The following is a 10,885-nucleotide window of genomic DNA, read 5'->3' as shown; positions in this document are numbered from 1 at the left end:
TCGGGCAGCACCCCCTGAACGGGACTTGTCGCCACGCGGGTTGACCCCCGTCCACCCGGCACACCCTGTCCGCGCGAAAGACGACGGCGACGGGCAGGTCTCCTGGCTCACGGGTCGCCGCCGTTTCGCGCTGCCTTCTCAGGACTGTCGTCCCAATGGCTGGCCCTCGAAAGAACCGTGGCGCAATGGCTCGCCGCTTACAGTTGCAGGGGCAGCCGGGGTATCGCACCCCATTCCCTTTTGATCCCCGGCAAAGGGGAACCTGTCGCACGCCGGGCTGTAGTGGCCCCGCCCGGCAGCGTCAATGAAGGGCGGGAGACAATTGGGGCCGGAACTGGCGGGGTCAGAACCGGCGGCGACTATCGGAGACGGCGGCTCACTCGCCCCGCGCGTCGGCTGCCGCACGGGGCAGAGGCGTCGCCGCACCAGGCCGGGGCCGTGTGACGATATAGAGCGCGCACGCCGCCATCCCCGCCGCCACACCGATGGCCAGCAGCGGCCCCGGATGCGCGCGCCACGCAAAGATCGCAAAGCCCAGCGCAATGCCGGTGCAGGCCATGACCTTCGCACGCGGCCCGATCGCCCCCTCCGCCCGCCACGCCACCAGCGTCGGCCCGAACCGTTTATGGGTCAGCAGCCATGCCTCCAGCCGGGGCGACGACCGCGCAAAGCAGCCCGCCGCCAATATCAGGAAGATGGTGGTCGGCATCAGCGGCAGGATCGCGCCGATGATCCCCAGCCCGACACACACAAGGCCCAGCACCAGCCACGCCGTCCGCCCCAGATGGCCCAGCAGCCCGCCACGCCCCGGCACGGGGTGCGGGTCGTCAGGCGACGCAGGCATGGGGCATGGGAATCGGCATGATGAAGGCATCCCACCGCATTATTGCGAGTGATTTGCAGATAGGCGCTGGAGGGAGACGGGGCAAGGGGCGAGAAGAAGCGATGGAATTGGATCGAAGGCGGCACTCCCGTCCCCTTAGCCTATACTTTCGGGGCCGTGCTTCCAACGTCATTGCGAGTGTAGCGAAGCAATGACAAATTTGGGCGGTTAGCGGACTGTCAGCTATTGGCGTCGACGGGGCCATATATGGTTGAGGCGCATTGCTTGAGTAACCGCTCCGAAAGTCGCAAATGAGAGCAGCATGGCTCCCGACACAAATTGCCCCATATCGAGAAAACCGAGAATTAAAGAGGCGACAAGGCCGTAAGCGCCGACGGCAGAAAGGCGCCAATCTAGCCCTTTCACAAACAACCCATATTTTGTTACCCGTCTGTTCGATCCAAACCCTAATTCCTTGTTTGATTTCATTCCCGTACCAAACATCCAATGCACAATGAAAATCTGTGAAATCATAAAAATCGTGCCAGAATCTATGTAGAAAACTACACCATACATCCAAAAATTGACCAAATTTTGAATGTTCTGCCCTTTTATTCTCCATTAATACTATAAATTCGAATGCATTAGAACGATTAATGCTTAGATGACATTCAATGTCCACAATTAGTCGGTAGCAGACCTTCCCCAGCCTCATCCCGCCCCGGCTTCCCTTTCCCGCCCCGTCGTCCTACCCTCCCGCCATGTCCACCGGTCATCCCGTCACCGCCACCGGCCTGCTTGTGCGCGAGGGGGGCGGCTTTGCGTTGCAGCGGGACGGGGGAGGGCGGGTGCGCCTGGACCTGTTGCGCACGCCCGTCGATCATGTGGAGAAAAGGGTGCGGGTGACGGGGGTGCAGGTGGCGGACGATCTGGTCGAGGTCGAAACCATCCTCCCCATCGACCGTTGATCACAAGGGGCCGTCGCCCCGCCGCGTCGCTCCCGTCCGTTCAGCGCCGGTCCCTCCGGGGTCGTCAGGCTGACCGGCCGGATGCCCGCCGACAGGCCCCGGTTCATCTTCTGTGGCCGGTTGTAACGCCCGGACCATCCGCATACATCGCTCCGAAACTCTGGGGAGAGGCCCATGATCGACGACCAGTTGCACCGCCCGCTGTTCAATGCGGAAGTGCTCGCCAACGCCCTCAACAATGGTGGCGACCGGCCCCTGCTCCACCTCAAGGACGGACCGGTGCAGAGCGTCGACGAGGTGCGCGACGCGACCAGCCAGTTCGTGCAGGCGTTCGCCGCCATCGGCGTCGGGCGGGGGTCGCGGGTCGCGATGCTCTCCCCCAACCGGCCGGAATGTCTGCACGTCACCCATGCGATCCAGTTGCTGGCGGGCATCTATGTGCCGCTGCACCCGCTGAGCGGGCTGGCCGACCACCTTAACAGCATCACCGATGCGGAGGTCGGCATCCTGATCTTCGACGCGGAGAAATTCTCCGCCCGCGCGGCGGAGATTGCGGAGGCGGTGCCGGGCATCCACCTGCTGGCCTTCGGATCCAGCCCGCTGGCCGACGACCTGTTCCTGCTGGCCGCCGCCTGCCATCCGCAACGGCTGGTGCCCCCGGTGGTGGAGGGGCATGACATCACCCGGCTGGGCTATTCGGGTGGCACGACGGGCCAGCCCAAGGCGATCCCCTCGACCCAGCGCAGCGGCTTCGTCACCGGGCAGATCATGCAGGCGGAATGGGAGTGGCCCGCCCCGCCGCGCATCCTGACCTGCGCCCCGCTGACCCATGCGGGAGGCGCGATGTTCATGCCCGCCCTGCTGCGCGGCGGCACGCTGATGGTGCAGAATGGCTTTGATCCGGTGAAGGTCATGCAGACCATCGAGGAGGAGCGGATCAACTGCATGTTGATGGTCCCGACCATGATCTATGCGCTGCTCGACTGCCCCCGGCTGGGCGAGTATGACCTTTCCAGCCTTGAGACGATCTTCTATGGCGCGTCGGCCATCTCGCCCCCGCGCCTGAAGGAGGCGATCGAGCGCATCGGCCCGGTCTTCGCCCAATTCTATGGACAGGCGGAGGCGCCGATGTGCATCACCTATTTCCGCAAGGCCGACCATGACCCGGACAATCTCCAGCGGCTGGCCAGTTGCGGCAAGCCCAGCCCCTGGGTGCGCGTGGCACTGATGGATGCGACGATGAACCCCGTCCCCGATGGCGAGCCGGGCGAGATCTGCGTGCAAGGGCCGCTGGTCATGGATGGCTATCGCGACCCGGTGCTGAACGTGGAGGCGCTGTTCGGCGGCTGGCTGCACACCGGCGATGTGGCAGTGCGCGACCCGGACGGATTCCTGCGCATCGTCGACCGGACCAAGGACATGATCGTGTCCGGCGGCTTCAACATCTACCCGCGTGAGATCGAAGACATCATCGCGGAGCATCCCGCCGTCAGCCAGGTCGCGGTGATCGGCGTCCCCCATGACAAATGGGGCGAGGCGGTGAAGGCGATCATCGTGCTGAAACCCGGCGCGACCGTGAGCGAGGAGGATCTGTGCGCCCCCGTCGCGGCCCGCAAGGGCAGTTTCCAGGCGCCCAAGTCCATCGCCTTTGTCGACGGCATCCCGCAGACTCCGGTGGGCAAGCCGGACAAGAAGGCGTTGCGGGCCGCCCATGCGGCGGCGGCAGGGTAGGACGTGATGATTTTTCCTTGAATCGTCATTGCGAGCGGAGCGAAGCAATGACGAGGTTGGTCACTCCAACGTCTTCACGCCCTAAAGCAGGGTCTTCGCGTGCCGGAGAACGAGATCGCACACCTTCGTGGTGGCCTGCGCCTTGAGATTGCCCAAGGGCAGGCTGTTGCCCTCCATCTGGAGCAGGCCCTTCCGCCCGGCGACATAGCCCGGTTCCGCTTTCGCCCCGGTGCGGCCGGTCAACTGGCCGATCACGGACGCCGCGCCGGTGCCGCTGCCCAGAAACTTGTTCTTCAGGCAATAGCCCAACACGCCCGCCGCATTGGGCGCGGCCACCGAGACGACATTGGGCAGCAACAGGCCCAGCAGGCCACCCGTTTGTCCGCCGCCCAGCCCGCCGCCACCGAGTCCGCCAGAACCAAGTCCGCCACCGCCCAGATCGGGCAGTTGCAATTGTGCCGGCGCGGCGCTGCCGACGGCCAGCAGCAGGGGCGCGAACCAGAGCGGGGCAATCTTCACGGCCATTCTCCCATCGTTCCCACCTTTATGCCCTATCGCCGCCGGATGCAGAAGATGGCCGCTGACGCGGGGACAGGATTTTACAAGCCGGATGCGCGCCCCGGCCAACCCGGTCAGGCGATCGCGAGCACGCTGCGATGGATGAAGCGTATCAGGTCCGCCTGCCCGCGCGCGCCGGTCTTGGCATAGATGCGCTTGCTGTAGGTGCGGGCGGATTCGACGGTAACGCCGATTTCCCTCGCCGCGTCGGCGATGGACATGCCCCGGCTGAGCGCCAGCGCCAGCCGCGCCTCGCTGGGGATCAGGTCGAACAACTGGCAGAGCTGGTCGCAGCGGTCCGCCGACGACCAGTTGTCGGCATGGACATAGGCGACCAGCACCGGCGCGGGCCGCGTGGTGCCCGTGCGCGCGTTGGCGGAGACGAGCAGCATGTCCAGCCACGGTTCCCGGTTCAGCACGATGGCGCGCGGGCGGCCATGGGGATCGGCGGCCAGCGCCCGGATCGCGCCCGCAATATCGTCCGCCACGGTGCGGGACCGGGCCGTCAGCCGCCCGGTGCGGCTGCGCGTCAACAGGCCCGCGCTGGCCAGCATCCGCTCCGCCTGCGCGTCCGCATCCAGGATGATCCCCTCCGCGTCGAGGGTCAGCCAGCCGAAATTCATCCGCGCAATCGCTTCATGCGCCACCCGCGCCGCCGTCCGTTCCCGCTCGATGCTGACATAGCTGTGCAGCGCGGCGGTGAGGAAGGGCGCGATGGCGGCCAGCACCGCGTCATCCTCCGCCCGGAAGTCGCCGTCCCGCCGCGACGCGGTGATCCACGCGCTGACTCCGCCCGGCTCCTCCACGCGCAACGTCCGCAGCATGTTCATGCCCGACGGCTCCAGCAACTGCCGCCGGTACAGCTCATGCTGCGGGTCGCTGACGCTGAGCAGTTCGTCCAGCGCATAGACGCGGCCCGCCACCAGATCATGATAGGGCATGGGGTCGGCGCGATAGAAGCCGTCGCGATAGAGGGCGGCGATGATCGGCGGCGAATCCTGCCCGGAAAACAGATGGACCACCCGATATTGCGGCGACGTTTCCGGCAGGGGGCGAAACACCAGGCTGGTATAGTCCGCCCCGATCCGCGCGCGCAGCCGGTCGATGAAGCTGGACCAGAGCGGCTCCTCCACCATCCCCTCGATCAACGACTGGATCAGCGCCGCATCCTCGGCCTGCCACATATATCGCTCCTCTCCCGTATATCCCCATTTGGGAAATTCCGGTGGCCGCCTGATATGCCAGAACGGATGGCATAACAATGACGATGCGGGAGAGGATACCGCCACTATGCCCCCTATCCAAACGCCGCCTGTCCACATGGCGGTTCAGCCCGCCGCCTTCCTGCGCACCACCCTGCCGCTGGGCATCGACGGCATCGCGGACCTCGACACGGGACGCTATCACAGCATCTGGCTGCCCGATCATATGGTCAGCTTCTGGCCCGATTCCATCTGGACGCCGGAGTTCACCGACCTCGCTACCGCCTCGCCCAGCCCGCATCGCCACCTCGACGCGATGGCGGTCGCGGGGGCGGCGGCGGTGCTGACGAAGCGGGTGCCCATCGCGACCAGCGTCGTGGACACGGTGCGCCGCCATCCCGCGATGCTGGCGCAGAGCGCGCTGACCCTCGACCATCTGTCGAAGGGGCGATTCATCCTGGGGCTGGGGTCGGGCGAGATGGAGAATACCGTCCCCTATGGCTTCGACTTCTCCAAACCCGTGGGCCGATTCGAGGAGGCGTTGCAGGTCATCCGCCTGTTGTGGGAAAGCGACGGTCCCGTCGATTTCGAGGGGCAATATTATCGCCTCCACCACGCCCGGATGGACACGGAGCTGTATGATGGCAAGGCGCCGCCGATCTGGATCGGCGCGGGCGGGCCGCGGATGCTGGAGATAACCGGGCGTCATGCCGATGGCTGGTGGCCGGCGGGCGCATGGTCGCCGGAGGATTATGCCGCCAAGCTGGGCGTGGTGCGCGCCTCCGCCGACCGGGCCGGGCGCGACCCGATGGCCATCACCCCCGCCTTCATCCAGATCTGCCTGATCGGCGACGACGCCGAACTGGCGGAGATGCTGGCCGCGCCGCTGGTGAAGGCGATCATCCTGCAAATCAGCGCCGCCGAACTCGCCAAATTCGGCCATGCCCATCCGATGGGCGAGGCGTGGCGCGGCTTTGTCGACATCGACCCGCATGTCCTGACCCGCGACCGCTTCCTGGCCTTTTGCGGGCAGGTGACGGCGGAGATGATCCTGTCCATCATCCCCCATGGCACGCCCAACCGTATCGCCCGCATCGTCAAGGAATTCTGCGACGCGGGCCTGCGCGTGCCCAAGATCATGGACTATGGCGGCATGGCGGGCTTGAAATATGGCGCGGCCAGCGCCGCAAAGGTGCGCGCGGCGGAGGATGAACTGATGCGCCTGTGCGAGGGGGTGTAGGCATGAGCCTGCTCAACGCCACGGCGCTGCTCACCGCCGCCGAGACAGAAACCGGCCTGTCCGACTGGGGCGATCCCGGCTTTCCCTTCCGCTTCGCGCTGGCGGTGGACAGGATGCAGGCGGCGGGGATGGACGGAGCGGGCGAGCGGGCCGCCATCGCCAACGCCCATTGGCTGCTGACCGACAGGCTGCGTTTCGTCGACGACCATGCGCGCCATGGCCTGGGCGCGGAGGTGATCAAACGGCCCCTGTTCGTGTCCGGCGAGCCGCGATCCGGCACCACGCTGCTCCACGCGCTGCTGTCCGTCGACCCGGAGGCGCGGGCGCTGCGTTTCTGGGAGGTGATGCATCCCTCGCCGCCGCCCGGCCTCGCCCCCGGACCGGAAGGAGCGGACGATCCGCGCCGCGCGCAGGCGGACGCGGAATGGCGGGAGATCAACGCGCGCCTGCCGCAATGGCTGAAAAGCCATCCCTATAACGACATGCTGGGCGACGGCCTGCCGGAGGATGAGCGTAGCTGGGCGTTCGACTTTCGCGTGATGACGCCCACGGCCTGGTGGCGGGTGCCGATGGGTGTGGGCGTCACCGGCCTGCCCGCCGATCCCGCCGCCCAATATCGCATCCACCGGATGATGTTGCAGGCGATCCAGCATGGCCGCCCGGCGAAGAAATGGGTGTTGAAGGGCTTTCACGCGGGCCGCCTGCCGGCCTTTTTCGACGCCTATCCCGATGCGCGGCTGATCTACATCCACCGCGACCCGGTGCAGTCCATCGCGTCCCGCATCCAGATGATGGCCGACCTGACCGAGGGGCTGACCGGCAGCGTGGACATGGCGGTTCAGTCCGCGCTGCACACCCGTCTGGGGCGGGAGGGCTTCCACGCCATCATGGCCAATCCGATGATCGACGATCCGCGCATCCACCATGTCCGCTATCAGGATTTCGTGCGGGACCAGATCGGCGTGATCCGGGGCTTCTACGATTTCGCGGGCTATGATTTCACCCCGGCGGCGGAGGCGGCGATGCGCGACTATCTGGCCACCAACAGGGGCGACCGCCATGGCAAATTCGCCTATTCCACCGCCCTGATCGACGGCGACGTCGATGCGATCCATGAGGAGTTTTCCGCCTATCGCGCCCGTTTCGGCTTAGAGAGGGAGAGACGCGATTGAGCGAGGCCGTGACGATGCACCCCCGTCTGTCCATCCATCAGGTCGGGTTCGGGGCGCAGAGCCTCGACCAGTTCGCCGACGCCTGCGTCCGCATCGGCGCCCGGCAACTCACCCTCGTCAGCCCGCTGCTGCTGGCCGATGGGGCCGCGAGCATCCGCGCGACACTGGCGGAGCGGGGCCTGCGCGCGGTGAATGTCGCGCATGGCTTCTGCGCGACGCCGCTGTCGGACCCTGCGGGACGGTCGGCGGCGCGCGACACGCTGCTGCGCCTGATCGACGAGGCGGCGGCGCTGGGCGTCGGCACCGTCTATATGCTCACCGGCGGGCGCGGCACGCTGGGCTGGGAGGAGGCCGCAGACGCCTTTGCCGAGGCGGTCCGCCCCTGCGTCGAGCGTGGCCGGGCGGCGGGGGTCGCCATCGCCATCGAGAATGCGTCGGGCCTCTATGCCGACATCCATATCGCCCACAGCCTGTCCGACACGATCCGGCTGGCGGAGATTGCGGATGTCGCCCTCTGCATCGAAACCTATTTCGGCTGGCCGGAGGCGGGACTGGCCGAGCTGATCCGCCGCGCCATGCCGCGCTGCACCCTCGTCCAGCTCTCCGACTATGTGCCCGGCGACCGCAGCCTGCCGTCGCGCGCGGTGCCGGGCGACGGCGCCATCCCGCTGGCCACCCTGCTGCGCATCATCCATGATGCGGGCTATACCGGCCCGCTCGACCTCGAACTGCTCGGCCCCCGCATTGATGCGGAAGGGGCGGAGGCCGCCTACGCCCGCGCGGGCGCGGTGGTGACGGACATGCTCACCACCCTCCGATTGTAAGGAGCCAGACATGGCCTTTGGCGATTGCCCCGACGACCAGCCCCTGCGCGATGCGTGGGGCCAGTTCTGCGACCGGCTCCGCGCGGCGGGGGACAGGGCGTTCAAGGATCTGAACCCCGCCGACCCGATGCAGCGCGCCGATGCGTTCCGCTTCCTGACGCAAAATCTGGGGCAGGCGTTCGACCTGGCGCTGGAGACGAAGGATGTGCAGCACCCGCTGCTCCATGATTTCTGCAACCCGACGCGCAAGCTGGGCGGCGATTGCGGCGATTTCGTCTATCATCAGGCGTGGATCGACGGGGCGGGCGCCTATCGCCTCCATGGCCATCGCGGCACGGCGCGCTTCTTCAACGTCACGGTGCAGGGGCCGCGCCCGGAGCGGATGGCCAATGGCGCGCCGCCGCTGCACGACCCGTTCGGCGACGTGCCGGAGGCCAATATCTTCGGCCATCAGCTGGTGACGCAGGCGGACGGTCGTTTCGAACTGTTCATCGGCGGGCCGGAGCGCGGCCCCAACTGGCTGCCCACCACCCCCGGATCGCGCAAGCTGTTCCTGCGGCAGGGCTTCGACCGCTGGGACGAGGCCCCGGCGCGGATGAGCATCGAGCGGCTGGGAGAGGATGGCCCGAAGCCGCTGCCGACGCCGGAGCGGATGATCGCCGCGATGGAGTGGGCGGGGACGTTCGTTACCGGGCTGATGACCGACTGGCCGGACTGGTCCTTCGCCCATGGCGGCGTCGATGCCGCCAACCCCAACGCCTTTCCCGCCGCGATCACCAACGGGGCGGAGGACAGGAAGCGTGGGCGGGCCGCCACCAACATGGTGTGGCGCATCGCCCCGGACGAGGCGCTGATCGTGGAGTTCGCCGCGCATGATGGCCTGTGGATGTTCACCAACATGGGCGCCTTCATGAACAGCATGGACTATCTGACCCGCCCGGTCAGCTATACGCCCGGCCGGACGGCGGTGGACAGCGACGGGCGCATCCGGCTGATCCTGACCCATGACGACCCCGGCCATGCCAATTGGGTGGACACGCAGGGGTTTGGGCAGGGCAATCTGACCTACCGCCATATGCTGGAGGGTGCCCCCGCGCCGATCACGACCCGGCTGGTGCGGCGCGCCGCCCTTTCCGCCGCCCTGCCCGCCGATAGTGTAACGGTCACGCCCGCCGAGCGCGCCGCGCAGTTGCGCGCACGGCAGGACGGCATCCGGCAGCGTTACGGCCTTTGAGCGACCCTGCGTCCCGATCCCGCAGCGGAAATACTTGACGAGGTCAGTATTGCCCGGACATTGTCCGCGCAACGACCGACCGCGAGAGGATGCCCATGAAATTCACCTTCGGCCTGCCCCATATGCTGCGGCTCAAGGCATCGCTCCAGCCGTGGGAGTCGCAGGTCACCGGTCCCGACCAGTTGCGCATGGCCCGGCGTGCGGAGGCGATGGGCTATGACCAGGTCGCCGTGCCGGAGCATTTCATCATTCCGGAGGAGCATGTGCCCCTGTCCGGCCCGCATTATTTCCACGGCATCGCCGCCATGGGCGCGGTGGCGGGCGCGACGGAGACGATCCGGGTCAATAGCTGCATCATGATCCTGCCGCTGCAAAACCCCATCGTCACGGCCAAGGGTCTGTCCACCATCGACTGGATGAGCGGCGGGCGCACCACCGTCACCTTTGGCGTCGGCTGGCTGGAGGGGGAGTTCGACCTGCTCGGCGTACCGTTCCGGGAACGGGGCGCGATGGCCGACGAATATCTGGCCGCGATGGTCGAGCTATGGACCCAGGACAAGCCGGAGTTCGAAGGCAAATATGTGTCCTTCCGCGATGTCGCCTTCGAACCGAAACCGGTCCAGAAGCCGCACCTGCCCATCTGGATGGGCGGCGACGCCGATGCCGTGCTGAAACGCACCGCGAAATATGCGAATGGCTGGTGGCCGTTCCTGACCAAGCCCGACAAGATCGGCGAGCGGGTCGATTTCATCAAGTCCCAACCCGACTATAAGGCGGGCGACGATTTCGAGGTGATGTACGGCCTTGCCACCAGTCGCATCGGTGACGGCCATGTGGTGATCGACGATCCCAACGCCCGGTCGGACATGGGCGCGCAGGAGATCATCGACCGGCTCGGCCTGTTCCAGCAACAGGGCGTGACCATGACCGGCGTCCCCATCCCGCCGGTGTCGGGCATCGAGGCCTATATGGACCATGCCCAATGGGTGATGGAGGAGATCAAGCCCAAGCTGTGAAGGTGGCGTGAGTGGGTGGGGAGTGACGGGTGTCGGCCGTTTTTCGAAGCTGACCACTTCGTCACCCCGGATCAGGTCGCATCGGACCGGCTGCTCTACGGTTCTGGTTTGGCGCGT

11 protein-coding genes and 1 riboswitch are annotated in these 10,885 nt (G+C 66.6%); of the genes, 7 read left to right on the top strand and 4 right to left on the bottom strand.

What is annotated here, in order from left to right; all coding sequences use genetic code 11:
- Positions 1-75: 75 nt before the first annotated feature.
- A riboswitch (cobalamin riboswitch) is annotated at positions 76-281 on the bottom strand.
- 95 nt (positions 282-376) lie between these two features.
- Both LWE61_RS02735 and LWE61_RS02730 read right to left on the bottom strand, forming a co-directional pair.
- Positions 377-844, bottom strand: a complete 468-nt coding sequence (locus LWE61_RS02735; protein WP_234148466.1) for a YbaN family protein — start codon at positions 842-844, stop codon at positions 377-379.
- A gap of 222 nt (positions 845-1,066) precedes the next feature.
- A complete protein-coding gene (locus LWE61_RS02730; RefSeq protein ID WP_234148465.1) occupies positions 1,067-1,357 on the bottom strand; it encodes a hypothetical protein in 291 nt (96 codons plus the stop codon).
- 227 nt (positions 1,358-1,584) lie between these two features.
- Between LWE61_RS02730 and LWE61_RS02725 the strand changes: the two genes are divergently transcribed.
- Both LWE61_RS02725 and LWE61_RS02720 read left to right on the top strand, forming a co-directional pair.
- On the top strand, positions 1,585-1,791 hold the full coding sequence (locus tag LWE61_RS02725) for a DUF5818 domain-containing protein (protein WP_234148464.1): 207 nt from the start codon (positions 1,585-1,587) through the stop codon (positions 1,789-1,791).
- Positions 1,792-1,965: 174 nt separating this feature from the next.
- Positions 1,966-3,522 carry an AMP-binding protein gene (locus tag LWE61_RS02720; RefSeq protein WP_234148463.1) on the top strand — a complete coding sequence of 519 codons (1,557 nt, stop codon included), beginning with the start codon at positions 1,966-1,968 and terminating at the stop codon, positions 3,520-3,522.
- An 81-nt stretch (positions 3,523-3,603) separates the two neighbouring features.
- Here LWE61_RS02720 and LWE61_RS02715 read toward each other — a convergent pair whose 3' ends face one another.
- On the bottom strand, positions 3,604-4,047 hold the full coding sequence (locus tag LWE61_RS02715; protein ID WP_234148462.1) for a DUF2501 domain-containing protein: 444 nt from the start codon (positions 4,045-4,047) through the stop codon (positions 3,604-3,606).
- Between the two features lie 107 nt (positions 4,048-4,154).
- Complete coding sequence (locus tag LWE61_RS02710; RefSeq protein WP_234148461.1) at positions 4,155-5,264, bottom strand: helix-turn-helix transcriptional regulator; 1,110 nt, start codon at positions 5,262-5,264, stop codon at positions 4,155-4,157.
- 106 nt (positions 5,265-5,370) lie between these two features.
- Between LWE61_RS02710 and LWE61_RS02705 the strand changes: the two genes are divergently transcribed.
- The 5 genes from LWE61_RS02705 (at position 5,371) to LWE61_RS02685 (ending at position 10,768) form a co-directional block, all read left to right on the top strand.
- The gene (locus LWE61_RS02705) at positions 5,371-6,522 is read left to right on the top strand and encodes an LLM class flavin-dependent oxidoreductase (protein ID WP_234148460.1); all 1,152 of its coding nucleotides are present in this window, start codon (positions 5,371-5,373) and stop codon (positions 6,520-6,522) included.
- Positions 6,523-6,524: 2 nt separating this feature from the next.
- Positions 6,525-7,694 (top strand): sulfotransferase family protein, encoded by a 1,170-nt coding sequence (locus LWE61_RS02700; RefSeq protein WP_234148459.1) that lies wholly within the window; start codon positions 6,525-6,527, stop codon positions 7,692-7,694.
- A complete protein-coding gene (locus LWE61_RS02695) occupies positions 7,691-8,518 on the top strand; it encodes a sugar phosphate isomerase/epimerase family protein (protein ID WP_234148458.1) in 828 nt (275 codons plus the stop codon). The genes LWE61_RS02700 and LWE61_RS02695 overlap by 4 nt, the downstream gene beginning before the upstream one ends.
- A 10-nt stretch (positions 8,519-8,528) precedes the next feature.
- Positions 8,529-9,752: a DUF1214 domain-containing protein gene (locus LWE61_RS02690; protein WP_234148457.1), complete on the top strand. Its 1,224-nt coding sequence runs from the start codon at positions 8,529-8,531 to the stop codon at positions 9,750-9,752.
- A gap of 95 nt (positions 9,753-9,847) precedes the next feature.
- On the top strand, positions 9,848-10,768 hold the full coding sequence (locus LWE61_RS02685; protein WP_234148456.1) for a TIGR03619 family F420-dependent LLM class oxidoreductase: 921 nt from the start codon (positions 9,848-9,850) through the stop codon (positions 10,766-10,768).
- Positions 10,769-10,885: the final 117 nt, after the last annotated feature.

Origin of the sequence: Sphingobium sufflavum, from assembly GCF_021403115.1 — a bacterium.
Classification (GTDB): Bacteria; Pseudomonadota; Alphaproteobacteria; order Sphingomonadales; family Sphingomonadaceae; genus Sphingobium; species Sphingobium sufflavum.
Note: the sequence above shows the minus strand (reverse complement) of the source record. Positions and strands in the feature narration are given on the sequence as shown.

Bases quoted from the DNA above. Each gene is read 5' to 3' on its own strand.
- LWE61_RS02685 (WP_234148456.1), top strand. From the start codon at position 9,848: ATGAAATTCACCTTCGGCCTGCCCCATATGCTGCGGCTCAAGGCATCG.
- LWE61_RS02735 (WP_234148466.1), bottom strand. From the start codon at position 844: ATGCCTGCGTCGCCTGACGACCCGCACCCCGTGCCGGGGCGTGGCGGG.
- LWE61_RS02720 (WP_234148463.1), top strand. From the start codon at position 1,966: ATGATCGACGACCAGTTGCACCGCCCGCTGTTCAATGCGGAAGTGCTC.
- LWE61_RS02700 (WP_234148459.1), top strand. From the start codon at position 6,525: ATGAGCCTGCTCAACGCCACGGCGCTGCTCACCGCCGCCGAGACAGAA.
- LWE61_RS02705 (WP_234148460.1), top strand. From the start codon at position 5,371: ATGCCCCCTATCCAAACGCCGCCTGTCCACATGGCGGTTCAGCCCGCC.
- LWE61_RS02730 (WP_234148465.1), bottom strand. From the start codon at position 1,357: ATGATTTCACAGATTTTCATTGTGCATTGGATGTTTGGTACGGGAATG.
- LWE61_RS02715 (WP_234148462.1), bottom strand. From the start codon at position 4,047: ATGGCCGTGAAGATTGCCCCGCTCTGGTTCGCGCCCCTGCTGCTGGCC.
- LWE61_RS02725 (WP_234148464.1), top strand. From the start codon at position 1,585: ATGTCCACCGGTCATCCCGTCACCGCCACCGGCCTGCTTGTGCGCGAG.
- LWE61_RS02690 (WP_234148457.1), top strand. From the start codon at position 8,529: ATGGCCTTTGGCGATTGCCCCGACGACCAGCCCCTGCGCGATGCGTGG.
- LWE61_RS02710 (WP_234148461.1), bottom strand. From the start codon at position 5,264: ATGTGGCAGGCCGAGGATGCGGCGCTGATCCAGTCGTTGATCGAGGGG.